Below are 17414 nucleotides of genomic sequence, written 5' to 3'. Positions count from 1 at the left end.
CTAGAGCCCCCACTGCCGTTCGACGGCAAATCCGGTCTCCGGCAGCGTCGAGCCGCCGTCGACGACGATGGTCTGCCCGGTGACATATTTGGCCTCAGTGGAGGCGAGATAGAGCATCGCGCAGGCGATGTCGTCCGCGCTCCCCATGTGCCCCATCGGGATGAAGCGCTCGAGTTTCGCCTTGGTCTCCGGCGCGCTCATGGTGCCGCGGCCCGGCTTCTCGATGAAGCCGGCTTCGACGCCGTTGACCGTGATGCCGTCGCGCGCAAGCTCGAAGGCGGCGCCGCGGATGAACGCGTTCACACCGGCCTTCGCCGCCGAGTAATGCGCGCCGCCGCCTATCGCGACGCGCGCCGAGACCGAGGATGTCACGAGAATGCGTCCGAACCGGTTGGCGCGCATATGCGGAATTGCAGCCTGTGCGAGCCAGATGCCGGCGTTGAGGTTCAGCGCCAGCGTCTCGTCAAGCTTGGCTTCGTCGAGCTCGTCAAGCGAGGCCCACGGACAACCGCCGGCATTGTGCACGACGATATCGAGCCGGCCGAACTTGGCGGCGACATCGTCAATCATCGCACGCAAGCTGCTGCGATCGAGCCTGTCAAACGGCACGCAATGCGCGGCTCGTCCGTCGTCAGCGAGTTCTTGCGCCAGTGCCTCGGCCACATCGAGCGTCCGGTTGGCGATCACCACGGTGGCACCCGCCTGCGCAAGGCGCCCGACAATGGCCGCACCGATCCCGCGGCCGCCGCCGGTGATGATGGCGACCCGGCCGTCGAGATTGAACGGAAGCGCCTGCATCAGATTGCTCCCGCGCCGCGCAGCAGATCGATGAACTGCGCCAACACCGTTGTGTGCTTGTCCACGTCCCGCCCCGAGGTCGCCGGACACATCAGCAGCATGGTGTGGAACGGCGTCACCAGAATGCCCTCGTTCATGTAGAACGCATGCAGCAAGGTCTCGAGATCGGGTTGCCGGCCGGCAATGACGTCGGCACCGCTGCGCGGCGGTCGTGGCATGAACATGATCTCGGCACGCGCGCCGATCTGGGTGACGTGCCAGGGCAGCCCGGCCGCCTCGATCAGCCGGCGCGCCTCCTGCGCGAGCCAGGTCGCGGTTCCGATCATCCGCTCGTAATTCGCTGAGGTCAGGACCTTCTCCAGCACCGCGCGCATGGTGGCGACCGTCAGCGCATTGCCGGCGAGCGTGCCGCCGAAACCAAGATGTGCGGACTGCCGCTCGCGCGGATTGACGTGGGGGACGAGCTTCCAGAGCCGCTCGGCGATGTCCTGGCTGAGACCGAATACGCCAGCGGGGATACCGCCCGCGATGGCCTTGCCGGCGACGAAGATGTCGGGCTCGAGCCCGTGACTTTCCGTGTAGCCGCCCGGCCCGCACGACAGCGTATGGGTCTCGTCGATGATGAGCACGGTACCGGCGCGGCGGGTCAGGTCGCGCAACGCCTGGTGGAAACCAGGGTCGACCGGGATCATGCCGAAATTCGTCATCAGCGGCTCGGTCAGCACGCAGGCGACATCGCCCTGCGCCAGTGCCGCCTCGAGTGCCACGACATCGTTGAATTCGACCACCCGGCTCACGGCATCATGATCGATGCCGTTGGGATGGATCATGTTGCGCAGGCCGACGCAGCCGTCGCGGATCTCTACATGCGCCTCCTCGACGCCGCCGTGGTAGCAGCCGGAGAACACCAGCACCTTGCGCCGGCCGGTGATCATGCGCGAGATGCGGATCGCGGCGCGGTTGGCGTCGGTCGCCGACGTCATCAGCGTCCAGTATTTCGGGCCGAAGCGACGCGACAACTCGGCGCCGACCCAGAGGCTGTCCTCCGTCGGCAGCATCATGGTCGCGCCACGCTTGAGCTGATGCAGCGCGGCTTCCGTCACCGCCTCCGGCGCGTGGCCACACATGCCGCCGGTGTCACCGAGGCAGAAATCGATATAGTCGCGGCCGTCGATGTCCCGGATATGCGCGCCGTGCGCCTCATCGGCATAGATCGGAAAGCCGCCGGCCCAGCGCCGCATCCAGTGCGACGGGCCGCCATAGAGGTAGTGCTGCCTGCCGTGCTGCCAGGCCGCCGCCGAGCGCGGATGCAGCGCCCGGAAACGTTCCTGCTCGGCATCGAGCAAGCGGTTCAGAACGCCTGCGCGCTCAGTAGTAGCTGATGTCATAGCGCGATCCAGGCGGTCTTGAGGTCGGTATAGGCGTCGAGGGCATGGAGCGACTTGTCGCGTCCGAAGCCGGATTGCCTGAAGCCGCCGAGCGGCACCGTAATATCGGCGCCGCCATAGGCGTTGACGTGCACGACGCCGGCCCTGATGGCGCGCACCATGCGATGCGCCGTCGACAGACTTCCGGTCCACACCGCCGATGCAAGTCCATAGGGCGTCGCGTTGGCGAGGGCTGTGGCATCCTCCTCGCCGTCGAACCGCGTGACCGCCAACACCGGGCCGAACACCTCCTCGCGCCAGACCTCCATCGATGGCGTCACCTCGGTGAGGATCGCGGGCGCCATGAAGTTGCCGCCGCTCTCGACGCGGATCTGCTCTCCGCCGATCAGCCGCTTCGCACCTTGCGCTTCCGCGCGGGCAACCGCATTCAGGTTCTTCCGCAACTGCACCTGGCTCGAGATGGCGCCGATATCCGACGTCAGATCGAGGGGATCACCGACCCTGAGCTTTGCGGTGGCGTCAAGCAGCGCATCCATGAAGCGGTCATAGATCGCGGACTGCACCAGCAGCCGCGAGCCCGCCACGCAGACCTGGCCCGAATTCCTGAAGATGCCATTCGCGGACACCTTGGCCGCATGCTTGATGTCGGGCACATCCGCGAAGACGATATTGGGCGACTTGCCGCCCAGCTCGAGATGAACCCGCTTCAGGTTCGACCGCGCCGAGCATTCCAGCAGCCGCCGGCCGACCGCGCCCGAGCCGGTGAAGGCGAGCACATCGACATCCATATGCAGCGCGAGCGCCTCGCCGGCCGATGCGCCGCGGCCGGTGACGACGTTGAGCACGCCGTCCGGCAGGCCTGCCTCGGTCGCAAGCTCGGCAAGCCGCAGCAGCGTGAGCGACGCCAGCTCCGGCGGCTTGACCACGACCGAATTTCCCGCGGCGAGCGCCGGACCGATCTTCCACGCCCCGATCATCAGCGGGAAATTCCACGGCACGATCACGCCGACGACGCCGAGCGGTTCGCGATGCACGAGCCCGAGCACGTCACCTGAGGTCGGCGCGATCTCGCCATACACCTTGTCGATCGCCTCGGCGTAGTACCTGACGGTGCCGGCCGCCGACAGCGGTTCGGCCTTGTAGGCCATGCCGATCTCGGTGCCGTTGTCGCGCACACCGAGCACCGCGATCTCGAGCGCGTGCTGCTCGATCAGATCGGCGAACCGCAGCAGCACTTTCTTGCGCTGCGCAGGTGCCGCGCGCGACCAGCTTCCCTGCTCGAAGGCCTGCCGCGCCCGCTTCACCGCAAGGTCGACATCGGCCGCATCGCCGTCTGCAATGGTCGTCAGCACCCGGCCGTCGATCGGCGACACCACATCGAGCCGTGCCCCGCCAACCGTCTGCGCCGGCCGGCCGCCGATGAAGAGCTGCTGGGCCGGAATGGCGGCCGAGCGTAACAGATCGATCTGGGCTTGCTGCATGCGGGATCATTGTGACGGTGACAAAAGCGGCTCCCGACCGGAGACCGCTGGCATGGCGCAATCCTCGCCAAATCAAGGCTTTGGCAGCAATCAACCGATAGGTGGATGTCGCCGCGGCCAGCGCCCTCATAGCGTGATCGCACGATGGCCGAACGCCCTGCCCGCTGGGTGCAAACCACCTTGTCCACATCCCTCACGCCGCCGGCGAGCCGAAGGTCATGCCCGAGATCACGCAGCCCCGTATTCTTCTGATCGGCACTGGAGACACCAAGGCCGACGAACTGCTGTTCATGAGCGCGTGCATCGCGCGCGCCGGCGGCAGCACGATCATGATGGACATCAGCGTGCTCGGCGATCCGCCGTATCAACCCGCACATGACAAGCACGCGGTGGCCTCCGCTGCGCAGACCACGATCGCGGCGATTGCATCGAGCGGCGACGAAAACTCCGCGATGTCCCTCATGGCCGTTGGCGCTGCAAATCTGGCGCGCGAGCTTGCGGCGCGCGATGCTATCGACGGCGTGATCGCGATCGGCGGCACGATGGGAACCGACCTCGCGCTCGACGTCGCGCAGGCGCTGCCGCTCGGCCTGCCGAAGTTGATCGTCTCGACCGTCGCCTTCTCGCATCTGATCCCGCCCGAGCGCGTCGCTGCCGATCTGATGATGATCCTGTGGGCCGGCGGCCTCTATGGGCTCAACGGCACCTGCACCGCCGTGCTGTCGCAAGCCTGCGGCGCGATCGTCGGCGCGGCAAAGAGCGCAATCAAGCCGAGCCAGGACCGGCCGGTTGTTGCGATCACCTCGCTCGGCAAGAGCTGCCTGCGCTACATGGTTGAGCTCAAGCCGCAGCTCGAGCAGCGCGGCTATGAAGTGGTCGTCTTCCACACCACAGGCATGGGTGGCCGTGCCATGGAGTCGATCGCAGCCCAGGGCGGCTTTGCCGCGGTGCTGGACCTCAGCCTGCAGGAGGTCGCCAATCAGCTCACCGGCTCGGTGGTCAATTCTGGCACCGACCGGCTGGAGAATGCGGGCAGAGCCGGCATTCCGCAAATCGTCGCCCCCGGGGCGGTCGACATGGTCGACTTCCCGGCATGGCTTGGGATTCCGAACGAACTGTCGGATCGGCCGTTCCACGCCCACAACCGGCTGCTCGCGTCGGCGACTTCGGGAGCCACCGATCGCCGCCGGATCGCACACGCGATTGCGGAGAAGCTGGCCGGCGCCAGCGCGCCCGTCGCCTTCGTGCTGCCCGCCGGCGGTATCCAGCAATGGGACCGCGAAGGCGAGGCTTTGCACGACCCCGACGCCCTCGCCGCCTTCGTCGACGCGATGCGGTCGGCGGTCCGGCCGCCGGTCGAGCTGCACGAGATCAAGGATCACATCAACAGCGCGGCGTTCAATGAAACCGTGCTCGGCATCTTCGACCGGTGGGTCGCAGCCGGTATTGTCCGCCCCGGCCGCGCGACGGCTGCCGCATGACGAGGCCGCTCGCCCAGGCGCTGGTGCTCGACTTCGGCGGCGTCATCTCGAAGACCCTGTTCGAGACCCATGACCTGACCGAGCGCGCGCTCGGGCTCGCACCGTGCACGCTGAAATGGCTCGGACCATTCGCTCCCGATAGCGATCCGCTTTGGGCTGCAATGCAGCGCGGCGAGATTTCCGAACGCGACTACTGGCTGACCCGCAGCCGCGAGGTCGGACGCATGGTCGGCGAGGACTGGCGCGACATGAAAACCTTCGTGAAGCGCGCGCGCGGCGCCGATCCCGACACCGTGATCCGCCCCGAGGCGGTGCGCGCGATCGCTCTCGCCGCCGACGCCGGGTTCCGGCTTGCGATCCTCTCAAACGAGCTCGACTTGTTCTATGGTGCGGAGTTCCGCACCCGCCTCTCCATCCTCAAGCGCTTCGACATCATCGTCGACGCGACCCATACCGGGATCCTGAAACCCGATCCTCGCGCCTATCAAAGCGTGCTGGACGAACTGGCGCTGGAAGCAGAAGATTGCGTCTTCGTCGACGACCAGCGTCGCAACATCGTGGGCGCCGCCGCGTGCAACATGCGCACGGTGCTGTTTGACGTGCGCAGCCCAGCGGCGTCCTACAGCGAGGCGCTGCGGCATTTCGGGTTGCAATTCGACTAAAGCGTTTTCGAGCGAAGTGGGTACCGGTTCGCATGAAGAAAACGCGTCAAAACTAGAATCTGGAGCCTCGTTCCGATTCCATCAAGAACGGAAAGGCTCCAGCGGGACAGAGAGCGATCATGCGCGACAGAAACTTCCTGGTTGAGAACAACGCCAAGCCGATCTGGCACCCGATGGCCCATCCTGCCGAGATGCGGGCGCAGCCGCCGCGGATCGTGATGAAGGGCGAAGGCGTCCACGTCACCGACATCGACGGCAACACCGTGATCGATGCGGTCGGCGGCCTGTGGAACGTCAACCTCGGCTACAGCTGCGATCCGATCAAGCAGGCGATCGCAGACCAGCTCAGCGCGCTGCCGTATTATTCCGGCTTCCGCGGCACCTCGAGCGGTCCCTCGATCGAGCTCGCCTACGAGCTCACCGAATGGTTCAAGCCGGAAGGCATGGTTCGCGCCTTCTTCACGTCGGGCGGATCGGACTCGGTCGAGACCGCGCTGCGGCTTGCGCGGCAATACTGGAAGATCAAGAGCCAGGCCGACCGCACCAAGTTCCTGGCACTGAAGAAGGGCTATCACGGCACCCATTTCGGCGGCGCGTCGGTCAACGGCAACGCCAATTTCCGCCGCAACTATGAGCCGATGCTGCCCGGCGTATTCCATATCCCGGCGCCGTCGACCTATCGCAATCCCTTCAACGAGACCGATCCCGCCAAACTCGCCCAGCTTTGCGCGGCGGCGATGGAGGAGGAGATCTCGTTCCAGGGCGCCGATACCATCGCGGCCTTCATCATGGAGCCGGTGTTAGGGGCCGGCGGCGTGATCGTGCCGCCGGACAGCTTCATGAAGCTGGCGCGCGAGATCTGCGACCGACACGGCATCCTGATGATCGCGGACGAGGTGGTCACCGGTTTCGGACGCACCGGTGCGTGGTCGGGTTCGCGTCTGTGGGGCGTGAAGCCTGACATGATGACGATGGCCAAGGCGATCACCTCGGGCTATTTCCCGCTCGGCGCGACGCTGATCGGCGAGCAGGTCGCGGAAACCTTCGAGACTGACACGACCACGTTCGGTTCGATCGGCCATGGCTACACGTATTCGGGCCATCCGGTCGGCTGCGCCGCTGGTATTGCGGCGCTCGCCGAGACCCGCCGCCTTAAGCTCGACGAGAATGCCGCCGCGCGCGGCAAGGACCTTGCGCAGGCGCTGGCCGCGCTCGAGGCGAAGCATCCGCTGGTCGGCGACGTCAGGGGTAAGGGCCTGATGGCCGCGCTCGAGCTCGTCGCCGATCGCGACAGCAAGAAGCCCGCCGACAAGAAGACCATGGCGAAGGTGGCCGATGCCGCCTACGAGGCCGGCGTGATGCTGCGCGTCTCGGGCAACAACCTCATTCTGTCCCCGCCCCTGATCCTCACCGCATTGGATGTGAAGGCGATCGCCGAAGGGATCGACGCCGGCCTCTCAGCGGCCGGCTGACAGCGCACTGACACAGGCCATGGCGCGCTCGAACAGCGTGCCATCCCCCTTGTCGCGGTCGAGGCAATCGGCGAGCGATGCCGCCGACATTCTCTGGTCGGTGCAGAAGATCCGCATGAAGTCGGCCGCGAGTGCGACCTTGCGCGGCGCGGATTGGCGCTGCCAGTCGCCGCTGCTCAGATAGAGCAAGGACGCATCGTCGGCCCCGCTTTCGGCCGCCGCACCCCACGCGACCGGCTGCGCCGCCAACAACGCCAGCAGCGCGCCGACAACTGCTCCCGTGCGATGCACGCCACCACTCATTTAGTGTCCCTGGCATTCACCATCGGCGGCACGTCGAGCGCGGGATTGCGATCGAAGAAGTTGAACGGACGGAGCCGGAAGCCATGCCAAAGGCCGGGCATGACCGGCCAATCCTCGGCGCGCGGTACGTGGCGGAAGCCGACCGTGTACCACAGCACGAGGTCGCGATCCTCGATCGGCCGTTTCGCGGCGGTCCATTTCGGCAAGCCATCGACCTCAGGATTCTCGTTCGGGTACATGCCTGCGGCATATCTCTCGTCCTTGGCGTAGGCCGAGGTCCACAGCGTGTAGGCGCTGAAGCCGGCGCGGAGCTGGATCGGATCGTCCTTGGCGAGCAACGAGACGTCGGAATGTCCGGGCGTCAGCTGATAGCTGGTGCGATAGCCGCGGCTGTTGGTCTTGCCGGTACTTTCGATCCTGAACTGCGCCGCGCTCAGCGGCGTCGTGATCGGCCCTTCGTTCGCGACCGGCCTGGTGTCGACCTGCCAGAGGCTCTTGCGCTGGCCCTCATCCAGCCGGCGGACGCTGAAGCGATCCTCGACCAGCCGGTTCGAGGTACCGTCGACGTCCATGTCGATCCGGAACGTCATGTAGTGATCGTGATTGACGGCCAGCAGCCGCTCGTCGACCAGCGTCCCGTAGGCCGTATCCTGCTTTGCCGTCGGGTCGCTCAAGGTCCGGCTCGCCACGCCCTTGGTCGCATCGATGCCGTAGGCGCCGAGCCGCACGTCGATGTTGCCGGCGCGGTCGAACACGTAGTCCACCAGATAGTCGTAATTGCCGACCACCGGCGCCATCCGCACCACCAGCTCATTGTTCGGCCGCACCTCGGCGGTGTTGTTGATGAGCTCGCTGTGGCGCCAGATCGGATCGCCGGTCGGGCGCTCGAAGATGCAGACCGCGCCCTTGGAGACGACCGGCATGCCCTTGGTGTCCGAGATCGTCAGATCGAGGAAATGCGCGCCTTCGGGGCAATCGATGCCGCGCTGCAATTCGCTGGAGAGCACGCCAAAACCGTATTCGCCGATATCCATATAGGCGCGGAACGACCAGGTCGGCGCCGGATCCATATAGGGCACGAACATCTCGCTCGCCGAAATCTGATAGGCGATGTCGCGGAACGTGCCGTGGTCGTCGTAGCGGATCAACGACAGCACCGCGCCGACGCGCGGCTCGAGACGGACATGGAACGACCAATTGTCCCAGTGGACCTGGCCGCCCTCCACCTTCACATTGCTGCCCTCGGGCGCGGTGATCTCGATCGGCTTCGGCGGCTTGCGGTATTTTCCGGAGTCGGCGTAGGCATGCGAGGGCGTCTGCGCCGGCGGCGGCAGCACGCCGAGATCGGTCACCGACAGCACCGTCCTGCTCTTGAGATCGACCTGGGCGACCAGGTTCTCGATCGGCTTGCCCCAGAGATTGTTGGCGGCGCCGGTCGTGTCGACGCAGGGCACGTTGAGCAGGCGGCGGCCCTTCAGGGCCGGGTCGCTCACCGGCCCCACCGTCAGCGGCAGGCACATGACGTTGCGGAAGTCGGTGATACCGCGCTTGGCCATCGCGGCGATCCAGCGCGGGTCCTGCTTCGGCAGATCACCAGCCGACATCAGCTCGTCGATGGTTAGCGCGGCCTCATGATCCCTGATCTCATCCCAGCCAAGCAGGCTGCGCGCGGCGAGATCGATATGCGCCTCGTAGAGATGTCCGCCGCTCAGCAGCGTCGCATTCGCCCGCCGCGCGAAGGGTTGTCCGGGCTTCCACGCCCGCACCTCGTCCTTGGGATCCTCGTCGACCGTCATGGAGACGACCCGCGCCGCATCGTCGAGCTTGCCGGCGCCGCGGAGGATTTCGGAGACCGAACGGATTTCGTCCGTTGTCAGCCCATCCATCGGGTGCGTGGCGGCCGCCTGCGGCCACATCCTGCGCTCGGCCTGCGCCGGCAGCAGCGCCGCCATCGTCATCGCAACCAGGCCGGCCAATGCCGATCCGCATCCCCGGAATACCAGAGCCATCACGCCCTCCACTCAAAACCAGAACTGTCAGAATACAAGCAATGATGACGGCGTGAAGGCCCGCCTCATCCGGTAACCCGTTCCGACGCGCCCGGCAGGATGGTGGCCGCGGCCGGCCGTGGCGCGGCACGGTGGACGTCGAGCAGCCGCACGCCGAGCCGATCGCGCAAGGCCGGCCAGATGCCGCGCGGCGCCACAATCATCACAACGACCGCAATGATGCCGAGCCCGACCAGATACCAGCCGCCGGATAGTCCGAGCGGCCCGGTCATCAGCTCGCGCAGGCCGAAGAAGATGGTGACGCCGAGAATCGGGCCCTCCAGCGTTCCGATACCGCCGATGATCACGATGAACATCATGTAGACGGACCAGTTGACGTCGAAGGCCGCCAGCGGCGCGATGAACAGATTGCCCATGAAGCTCAACGCACCCGCAAGCCCGCATCCCGCCGCGGAGAGCACGAAGGCGATGAAACGATTATGGCGTACGTCGACACCGACGCTCATCGCGGCGAGATCATTGTCGCGCACGCTCATCAACCCGAGCCCGAAGCTTGAGGTCATCATCTTGTACAGCGCCGCGATCGTGATCAGCGTCAGGCCGCCCGCGAGCCAGAACATGGTCGGCTCGAACCAGTCGAAATCGATCAGCTTGCTGGTGGCGAGCGGCACGCCCGAGGTGCCGCCGACGGCCTGCGATTTCATCGTGAAGGCACCGATGATCTCGGCGAACACCCACATCGCAATCGAGAAATAAGCGTCGCGCAAACGAAACAGCGGAAAGGCGATGATCGCCGCGACGGCCGCGGCCACCAGCGGCGCCACCGGCAGCACCCAGATCGGGGTCACCTCGAGCCAGCCGGACGTCAGGAACAGCGCATAGGCGCCGAAGGCGATGAAGACCTGATGGCCGAGCGACACCAGCCCGGCGTAGCCCGCCAGCAGGTTCCACATCTGCGCCATCGTGAGCAGCAGCAGGCATTCGGTCGCGAGCCGCAGGATGCCCTCATTCAGCACGAAGGGTGCGCCGGCGATGATCGCGACCAGCACGATGGCGCAGGCCATAAGAATTGTCCGTGTCGGCATCTGCGTCATACCCTGCTCGACACGAGACCCGACGGGCGGATCAACAGCATGATGAAGAATAGGAGGTGCGCGTAGAGCAGCCCCGCGTTCGGATCGATCTTCAACCCGATCAATTGCGCCATGCCGAGCGCGATGCCCCCGAGCAGCGCGCCCCAGAACGAGGCGAGCCCGCCGAGCACCACGACCTCGAAGGCGATCAGCAGCCGCTCGGCGCCCGAGAACGGCGTGAAGCTCGACCGCACCGCGAGCAGCACGCCGCCGAGCGCGCCGAGCGCGAGCGACAGGCCCATGACATAGTTGTAGACCCGATCCGGCTTGACCCCGGACAGCCGGACGATGTCGCGGCGGTCGGCGGTGGCGCGCACGATCCGGCCGAACTCGGTATGGCGCAGCACGAGCTGCAGCGCCATGAACAGCAGTGCGGCCAGCACCAGCGTGAGCAGCGGCATGATGCCGATGTTGAGGCCGGCGATCTCGAGGCTGGCACGCGACAGCTCGCCGACCTGGAGGCTGCGCACGTCGGCACCGAATATCTCGACCATGACGTTACGCAGGATCACGGAGACGCCGAAGGTGAGCAGCAATGGCGAGAGCGGATCGGGCGACGTCACGACCCGGTTGACGATAGCCGCCTGATAGAGCCAGCCGACCGCAAACGACAGCGCGATCACCGGGATCAGCATCAAGAGCGGCGAGACCTGCGGAAACAGGTTGGAAAGCAGCACGGCGCAGAACGCGCTCAGCACCATGAATTCGCCGTGTGCGATGTTGACGACGCGCATCACGCCGAACACCAGAGCGAGCCCGATGCCGAGCAGGCCATAGAGCCCGCCCAGCAGGGCCCCGTTGATCAATGTCTCAACCCAGATCATATCGTGCCAATCCTGGCTAGTTACCGAAATAGGCGTGTGTCAACTGCTCCGGCTGCAACCCTTGCGCCGGGCCGGTCAGCGACACCCGCCCCTTCAACAGACAGTAGATTCGTTCGGAGGTTGCGAGCGCGCGCTTGACGTCCTGCTCGACCAGCACGACGGCGGTGCCCTCGCGGCGAATGTCGGCAAAGGAGCGATAGATCTGCTCGACCACGACGGGCGCGAGCCCGAGCGAGATCTCGTCGCACAGCAACAGCCGCGGGTTCGACATCAGTGCGCGGCCGATCGCCGCCATCTGCTGCTGGCCGCCGGAGAGCTGGCCCGGAAACATCCGCCGTCGCTCTTCCAGAATCGGGAACAGGTCGAACACCCGCCGCAGCGTCCAGCTGCCCTTGCGACGGTTGACGCTGCCCATCAGCAGGTTTTCCTCGATGGTCAGTGAATCGAACAGCAAGCGCCCCTCGGGCACCATGATGAGCCCGAGCCGCGACACCTGCTCGGCCGGCATCTGCGAGATGTCGATGCCGTCGAAATGCACCGCCCCTCGCCGCTCCTCGTTGAGCCCGACCAGCGCCTTCAGGAAGGTCGACTTGCCGGCGCCGTTGGCACCGACCAGCGCCACCGCCTCGCCGTCCGCGACGGTGAAATTCATGTCGAACACGGCTTGCAGATCGCCGTAGAAGATCTGCAAGCCGTTCACATCAAGCAACGCCATCGGCCTTCAATCCCATGTAGATCTCGCGCACCACGGCGCTGTCCATCACCTCGGCCGGCGGCCCCTCCAGCACCTTGCGGCCGAAATCGAGCACCAGGATCCGATCCGAGACCGCGCGCAAAGCGTGCGGAATGTGCTCGATCCAGATCATGGCGTGATCTGCCTTCACCGACTTGATGATGGCAACGAGACGCTCGACCTCGGGCTCGGTCAGCCCGGCCGCGATCTCGTCGAGCAGGATCAGTTTGGGCTTCGAGGCCAGCGCCTTGGCGAATTCCAGCCGCTTGCGATCGATCAGCGGCAAGGCGCCCGCGAGCTTGTCCGCCTTGGCGTCGAGCCCGGTGCGCTGCAACACCTCCATCGTCCAATCGGACGCCGCCTCGCCATAGAGCCCCGCGCCGTAGGACGCGGCGACCAGCGCGTTCTCGTAGACTGACAGATGCGGGAACGGCTGCGGGATCTGGAACGCGCGCCCGAGCCCCATCCGCGCCCGGCGATGCGGCGGCAGGCCCGATATCTCCTTGTCGTCGAGCATGATCGAGCCGCCGTCGGCCGTGAGCAGGCCGACGATCAGGTTCAACAGCGAGCTCTTGCCGGCGCCGTTCGGGCCGATCACGCCGAGGCATTCGCCGCGCGCCAGCTCGAAGTTGACGTTGTCGGCGACCACGATCTCGCCGAAACGCTTCGACAGCCCGCTGACGCGCAGAAGCGGTTCCATCTCAAGCCAGCTTGGAGAGCAGCTGGAGATCGGCCTGCTTCGGGATGAACGGCGCCGTCCCGTTGTGCACGATCAGGAGTTCGTATTTCGACTTGCCGCCCTTGGTCTTGCGCCATTGCCCGCCCGACAGCGAGGTCACCGCGACGTTCTTGATCGGGCTGTCCTTGAACTTCACGCGGCCGACCACCGTCTCCATGTCGAGGCCGGCGATCGCATCGCGCAGCGAGTTCTTGTCCTTGGGATCGCTGTTCTGCAGCGCGGCGAGCCCGACCTCCCACAGCGCGTGAGCATAGCCGATCGGCTGGGTCCATTGCTTGCCGGTGGTCTTCTCCCACTCCGCGGCGAGTTCGGCGGCGCTCTGTCCGGTCAGCGAGGACTTGAACGGATAGGCCGGCGTCCACCACACCTCGGTCGACATGCCGTCGCCGCGATCGCCGAGCGCATTCACCGCGGCCGGGAACAGGAAGGCCGCCGCCACGGTGCAAATCTGCGGCTTGAAGCCGGCCTGCGCCGCCTGGTTCCACAGCGTCACCCAGTGATTGCTGAAGGTGAAGCCGGAGACGATGTCGACGCCGTTGTTCTTGAACGCGGCGATCTGGTTGGTGAAGTCGTCGGTCGCGATCTGGAACTTGCCGGCCGAGAATTCCTGATAGCCGGCGCCCGAGATGCCGGCCGGCAGCCCGAGCTTCGGATCGGAGAACGCCTGGCCCGGCGGGTTGTCGATATAAAGTGTGCCGACCTTCTTGTTGGTCTCGACCGACTGCCACATGCCGAGGAAGTTCCTGGCGACGTCGTCGGCGCCCCAGAAGAAATGGTAGCTGTAGGGGAAGCCCTTGTCCGGCGTCGACTTGCGCGGGAACATCCAGCCCTGCCACGGCACCTGGGTCGAGATCGTGGGAATGCCGCGGGCGTCGGCGAGCTCCTGCACCGGAGGCTGTGCGTCGCCGTCCTCGATCAGGATCAGGTCGCATTTCTCGCGCAGCACCAGCTCGCTCGCGATCACCGACGAACGGTTCGGGTCGGATTGATTGTCCTTGAACACCAGCTCGACCTGATAGGTCTTGCCGCCGATCTTCAGGCCGTCCTTCAGCCGCGCCTTGATGCGCTCGTGGATCCAGGGATCGGGCTCGGCGAACTGCGCGCGGACGCCGGACAGGCATCCGACCCAGCCGATCTTGATGGTGTTGCCGGCGGCCCGTGCGACGTTGACCAGCGGCACGTTCATCGCCGATGCGAGGCCGGTGGCACCGGCCGCCTTCAGCAGCGTGCGCCGGTCGAGCAGGCCGGCGGATGATGTCGTCTTTGAATTCTCAGTCATGTCCCTCTCCCCTCAACAATTGTCTGAAGTGAATCTTGCCTAGGCTGCCGATCGCTGGATCGCCGCACGGCTCACTGCTGCGAACTTGCACAGGGTGTTCTCGATGATCTGGCGCGGGATGCTGCGCACGATGAAGACCAGCCGCGAGCGCCGGTCCGCCGACGGCCAGCCATGCAACGTGATCGGCGGATGGAACACGTGCTGCACGCCATGCACCACGACCGGCGCATCGGGCTGCTCGGCAACATGCACGATCGCCTTGAAGCGCAGCAGGTCCTCGCCCTTGAGCGCTGCGACATAATCGAGCCAGCGCGCAAAGGCGTCGCGCTGGATCGGCTCGTCGATGATCAGGCTGTAGGATGATACATCAGTGTCATGCGCATGGTGGCTGTGATGACCACACGCCTCGCCGTCGCAATCGTGATCCGCATGGTCGTGCGGCGCATTCGCCGCCTGCGCCGCCAGATCGAACCAGCGCACCACATCGGCGGAGCGGGCCGCTGGATCGAACAGTCCGGCATCGAGCACCTTCGCCGGATCGACCATCCCGTTCCGCACATGTGAGCGCGTCGCGACCGGATTGATCGCAGCGAGCCGCGCATCGAGCCGCGCGAGTACATCTTCGCTAGCCAGGTCGGTCTTGGTCACCAGCAGCCGGTCGGCGACCGCGATCTGCCTGACGGCCTCGTCATGCGCCTCGAGGGTATGTGCGCCGTTGACGGCATCGACGGTCGCGACCACACCGTCGATCCGGTAACGACTGAGGACATCGGGCGCCGTCATCAGCGTGTGCAGCACCGGCACGGGATCGGCGAGACCCGTGGTCTCGACCAGCACGCGGTGGAACGGCGGGATCGCCCCAGTGGCGCGGCGGGCGGCGAGATCGGCCAGCGTCTCGATCAGATCCTCGCGCACCGAGCAGCAGATGCAGCCATTGTCGAGCAGCGCGAGACGATCCTCGCTGCTCTCGACCAGCAGATGATCCAGCGCCACCTCGCCGAACTCGTTGATGATGGCGACGACGCCATTGAGCTCGGGCTGGCGCAGCAGATGGTTCAGCACCGTGGTCTTGCCGCTGCCGAGGAAGCCGGTGAGCACCGTGACCGGGATCTGATCCGCCGTGCCCATCACGCGCCCCGCTCGTAAACCTTGCGGCCTTCGAAGAAGGTCATCTCGACCCGCGTGTCGGCAAGCTGGTCCGACGGGATGTCGAAGATCATCTGGTCGAGCACGATCAGATCGGCCGATTTACCCACTTCGATCGAGCCGATCGACTGGCCGAGGCCGGCCGCGCGCGCAGCGTCGATGGTGTAGATGTCGATCACGGTGGCGAGATCGAGCGCCTGCTCGGCCCACAACGACTTGCCGGGAAAATCCCCGGTGGGATTCTGCCGGGTCACCATGCCTTCGATGCCCTGCCAGGGATCGGGGATCGGGATCACCGGCCAGTCCGAGCCGCCGGCCATCAGTGCGCCGGCTTCTTTCAGGTCCTTGTTCGGCCAGAAGCGTTGCGCGCGCTCCTCGCCCATCGCGGCCTTGTGCGCCTCGAGGAAGACGGTCGGATACCAGATGATCGGCGACAGATCCGCCGCGACCCCGAGTTCGGCGAAGCGCTTGATGTCGTCGGGCGCGATGTAGCTCGCATGCGCGATCTGATGGACCAGGTGGGTTGGGCCGTTGAAGCTGCGCACGACATCGATCGCGTCGAGTGCCTGCGTCACCGCGGCATCGCCCGCGCAATGGATCTTCGCGGCAAGGCCGAGCTTCTCGCAGCGCCCGAGCCAGCGGATCAGGTCGGGCACGGTCAGCATGGTCGATCCGCGGAAGCAGCAGCCGCGCACGGGGTCGGCCACATATGGCTCGTGGAACGCCGCGGTCTTGGCACCCGGCACGCCGTCAAGGAACACCTTCACATAGTCCGGCTTCACATGCGCGCCGCGATGCTGCTCGCGCAGCGCAAACAGCTCCTCGCCGGCCTTGCCGAACATGAAGCCCGGCTCGACCACCGGCATCGCGCAGACCGCCCAGGCGGTCAGCTCGCCGCGGTCGTCGAGCCCCTTCAGCGCCGCCATGATCGGCTGCATGCTGGCGGCGTCGATGAAGGCGGTGACGCCGTAGGCGTTCAGCACCGAGATCGAACGCGCCACCGCCGCGCGGTCCATCTCGGCCGTGTAGTGACCGGAGGCCGCGAGTGCCCGCTCAACCAGGCCGGAGGCGGCCTCGATCATGATCCCGGTCAGCGTCCCGCTCTTGAGGTCGCGACCGATCTCGCCGTCGGTCGGATCGGGGGTATCGGCCTGCACGCCGGCCAGCCGCAGCGCCGCCGAGCTCGCCCAGCGATTGTGATAGGTGTCGTCGCGCAGCACGACCGGATGTCCGAGGCACGCCGCATCCAGCAGTGCGCAGGACTCCGCGGTGTTCATCTCGTTCAGGAGATTGTTGCCGAACTGCCCGCCGACGATCCAGGCTCCGGGCGCAGCCACTGAGGCAGCCTTGTGCAAGGTCTCGGCGATCCGTGGAACGCTGTCGGCGTTGGAGAAGCGCAGCTCGTAGAGATCGGCCTGCCCGCCCATCATGATGTGATTGTGGATGTCGACGATCCCCGGCATCGCCATCCGTCCACCGAGATCGACGGTCTTGGTCCCCTCGCCGATGAGCGACGCGACGTCGCGCTCCTCGCCCACGGCGATGAACCGGCCGGCCTTGACCGCCGCGCACGCCGCCCAAGGCTGCACCCGGTTCGACGTGTAGATCCGGCCGTTGCGGAAGACCGTGTCGGCGAATGTCCTGTTCATACGGAGCAACTTCTCGATTGGGAAAGTCCGGAGCGATCAGCCTTTCGCGGTGCACAGCGGCGAAGCCGCGCAGGGCGCCGGCAAGATCGGCCAAACGTTCGACATGTCGGCATTTGGAACAATCCACCGTCCGGTGGATGCTCCGGCGCGTGCTGCAATGCGGGCCGGCGCAGCACCCAGAGCAGGTGACTTCATTTCAAATCGCGCGGCGCGGCCTACTTCACCTCGCCCCGCTTGCGGGAAGAGGTCGGAACGCATCGTAGATGCGGGGGCCTCCGCAAACGCAGCTATTGCCGGATACGCGGAGACAGCCCCTC

At 66.0% G+C, this 17414-nt stretch carries 15 protein-coding genes; 3 read left to right on the top strand and 12 right to left on the bottom strand.

Features of this window, described 5'->3' with window-relative positions; all coding sequences use genetic code 11:
- Genes JQ573_RS08870 through JQ573_RS08860 form a run of 3 tightly spaced genes read right to left on the bottom strand, consistent with a single transcriptional unit; the run spans nt 1 to nt 3667 of the window.
- Nucleotides 1–798, bottom strand: coding sequence for an SDR family oxidoreductase (locus JQ573_RS08870; protein ID WP_212310816.1), 798 nt, complete (start codon nt 796–798; stop codon nt 1–3).
- A complete protein-coding gene (locus JQ573_RS08865) occupies nt 798–2186 on the bottom strand; it encodes a transaminase (RefSeq protein WP_212310817.1) in 1389 nt (462 codons plus the stop codon). The genes JQ573_RS08870 and JQ573_RS08865 overlap by 1 nt, the downstream gene beginning before the upstream one ends.
- Nucleotides 2183–3667 carry an aldehyde dehydrogenase gene (locus tag JQ573_RS08860; RefSeq protein WP_212310818.1) on the bottom strand — a complete coding sequence of 495 codons (1485 nt, stop codon included), beginning with the start codon at nt 3665–3667 and terminating at the stop codon, nt 2183–2185. Before JQ573_RS08860 ends, JQ573_RS08865 begins: the two co-directional genes overlap by 4 nt.
- 218 nt (nt 3668–3885) lie before the next feature.
- Between JQ573_RS08860 and JQ573_RS08855 the strand changes: the two genes are divergently transcribed.
- The 3 genes from JQ573_RS08855 to JQ573_RS08845 all read left to right on the top strand — a co-directional run bounded on the left by JQ573_RS08855 (nt 3886) and on the right by JQ573_RS08845 (nt 7282).
- Nucleotides 3886–5148 carry a Tm-1-like ATP-binding domain-containing protein gene (locus JQ573_RS08855; protein ID WP_212310819.1) on the top strand — a complete coding sequence of 421 codons (1263 nt, stop codon included), beginning with the start codon at nt 3886–3888 and terminating at the stop codon, nt 5146–5148.
- Nucleotides 5145–5810 (top strand): HAD family hydrolase, encoded by a 666-nt coding sequence (locus JQ573_RS08850; protein WP_212310820.1) that lies wholly within the window; start codon nt 5145–5147, stop codon nt 5808–5810. Before JQ573_RS08855 ends, JQ573_RS08850 begins: the two co-directional genes overlap by 4 nt.
- 119 nt (nt 5811–5929) lie before the next feature.
- Complete coding sequence (locus JQ573_RS08845; RefSeq protein WP_212310821.1) at nt 5930–7282, top strand: aminotransferase class III-fold pyridoxal phosphate-dependent enzyme; 1353 nt, start codon at nt 5930–5932, stop codon at nt 7280–7282.
- Here the strand turns inward: JQ573_RS08845 and JQ573_RS08840 are convergent.
- From JQ573_RS08840 to JQ573_RS08800, 9 genes are all read right to left on the bottom strand, one after another.
- Complete coding sequence (locus JQ573_RS08840; RefSeq protein WP_212310822.1) at nt 7268–7585, bottom strand: hypothetical protein; 318 nt, start codon at nt 7583–7585, stop codon at nt 7268–7270. The genes JQ573_RS08845 and JQ573_RS08840 overlap by 15 nt on opposite strands.
- Nucleotides 7582–9594 (bottom strand): tyramine oxidase, encoded by a 2013-nt coding sequence (locus JQ573_RS08835; protein WP_212310823.1) that lies wholly within the window; start codon nt 9592–9594, stop codon nt 7582–7584. The genes JQ573_RS08840 and JQ573_RS08835 overlap by 4 nt, the downstream gene beginning before the upstream one ends.
- Nucleotides 9595–9659: 65 nt before the next feature.
- The gene (locus tag JQ573_RS08830) at nt 9660–10658 is read right to left on the bottom strand and encodes a branched-chain amino acid ABC transporter permease (protein ID WP_249131269.1); all 999 of its coding nucleotides are present in this window, start codon (nt 10656–10658) and stop codon (nt 9660–9662) included.
- Nucleotides 10659–10684: 26 nt separating this feature from the next.
- Nucleotides 10685–11551 carry a branched-chain amino acid ABC transporter permease gene (locus tag JQ573_RS08825; RefSeq protein ID WP_212310825.1) on the bottom strand — a complete coding sequence of 289 codons (867 nt, stop codon included), beginning with the start codon at nt 11549–11551 and terminating at the stop codon, nt 10685–10687.
- A 16-nt stretch (nt 11552–11567) separates the two neighbouring features.
- Nucleotides 11568–12266: an ABC transporter ATP-binding protein gene (locus tag JQ573_RS08820; protein ID WP_173642024.1), complete on the bottom strand. Its 699-nt coding sequence runs from the start codon at nt 12264–12266 to the stop codon at nt 11568–11570.
- Nucleotides 12253–12984 (bottom strand): ABC transporter ATP-binding protein, encoded by a 732-nt coding sequence (locus tag JQ573_RS08815; protein ID WP_212310826.1) that lies wholly within the window; start codon nt 12982–12984, stop codon nt 12253–12255. The genes JQ573_RS08820 and JQ573_RS08815 overlap by 14 nt, the downstream gene beginning before the upstream one ends.
- A 1-nt stretch (nt 12985) precedes the next feature.
- Nucleotides 12986–14302, bottom strand: coding sequence for an ABC transporter substrate-binding protein (locus tag JQ573_RS08810; protein WP_249131268.1), 1317 nt, complete (start codon nt 14300–14302; stop codon nt 12986–12988).
- A 39-nt stretch (nt 14303–14341) separates the two neighbouring features.
- Entirely contained in the window at nt 14342–15430 is a 1089-nt protein-coding gene (locus JQ573_RS08805; protein WP_212310827.1) for a GTP-binding protein, read from the bottom strand.
- Complete coding sequence (locus JQ573_RS08800; RefSeq protein ID WP_212310828.1) at nt 15430–17097, bottom strand: amidohydrolase; 1668 nt, start codon at nt 17095–17097, stop codon at nt 15430–15432. The genes JQ573_RS08805 and JQ573_RS08800 overlap by 1 nt, the downstream gene beginning before the upstream one ends.
- Nucleotides 17098–17414: the final 317 nt, after the last annotated feature.

It is taken from the genome of Bradyrhizobium sp. AUGA SZCCT0105 (genome assembly GCF_018129565.1).
GTDB lineage: Bacteria > Pseudomonadota > Alphaproteobacteria > Rhizobiales > Xanthobacteraceae > Bradyrhizobium.
The sequence above is the reverse complement of the archived record's forward strand: the minus strand, read 5'-3'. Positions and strand labels throughout refer to the sequence as shown.

Excerpts from the sequence above, each read along its gene's own strand:
- JQ573_RS08870 (WP_212310816.1), bottom strand. The coding sequence starts at position 798 with ATGCAGGCGCTTCCGTTCAATCTCGACGGCCGGGTCGCCATCATCACC.
- JQ573_RS08865 (WP_212310817.1), bottom strand. The coding sequence starts at position 2,186 with ATGACATCAGCTACTACTGAGCGCGCAGGCGTTCTGAACCGCTTGCTC.
- JQ573_RS08860 (WP_212310818.1), bottom strand. The coding sequence starts at position 3,667 with ATGCAGCAAGCCCAGATCGATCTGTTACGCTCGGCCGCCATTCCGGCC.
- JQ573_RS08855 (WP_212310819.1), top strand. The coding sequence starts at position 3,886 with ATGCCCGAGATCACGCAGCCCCGTATTCTTCTGATCGGCACTGGAGAC.
- JQ573_RS08850 (WP_212310820.1), top strand. The coding sequence starts at position 5,145 with ATGACGAGGCCGCTCGCCCAGGCGCTGGTGCTCGACTTCGGCGGCGTC.
- JQ573_RS08845 (WP_212310821.1), top strand. The coding sequence starts at position 5,930 with ATGCGCGACAGAAACTTCCTGGTTGAGAACAACGCCAAGCCGATCTGG.
- JQ573_RS08840 (WP_212310822.1), bottom strand. The coding sequence starts at position 7,585 with ATGAGTGGTGGCGTGCATCGCACGGGAGCAGTTGTCGGCGCGCTGCTG.
- JQ573_RS08835 (WP_212310823.1), bottom strand. The coding sequence starts at position 9,594 with ATGGCTCTGGTATTCCGGGGATGCGGATCGGCATTGGCCGGCCTGGTT.
- JQ573_RS08830 (WP_249131269.1), bottom strand. The coding sequence starts at position 10,658 with ATGGCCTGCGCCATCGTGCTGGTCGCGATCATCGCCGGCGCACCCTTC.
- JQ573_RS08825 (WP_212310825.1), bottom strand. The coding sequence starts at position 11,551 with ATGATCTGGGTTGAGACATTGATCAACGGGGCCCTGCTGGGCGGGCTC.
- JQ573_RS08820 (WP_173642024.1), bottom strand. The coding sequence starts at position 12,266 with ATGGCGTTGCTTGATGTGAACGGCTTGCAGATCTTCTACGGCGATCTG.
- JQ573_RS08815 (WP_212310826.1), bottom strand. The coding sequence starts at position 12,984 with ATGGAACCGCTTCTGCGCGTCAGCGGGCTGTCGAAGCGTTTCGGCGAG.
- JQ573_RS08810 (WP_249131268.1), bottom strand. The coding sequence starts at position 14,302 with ATGACTGAGAATTCAAAGACGACATCATCCGCCGGCCTGCTCGACCGG.
- JQ573_RS08805 (WP_212310827.1), bottom strand. The coding sequence starts at position 15,430 with ATGGGCACGGCGGATCAGATCCCGGTCACGGTGCTCACCGGCTTCCTC.
- JQ573_RS08800 (WP_212310828.1), bottom strand. The coding sequence starts at position 17,097 with ATGAACAGGACATTCGCCGACACGGTCTTCCGCAACGGCCGGATCTAC.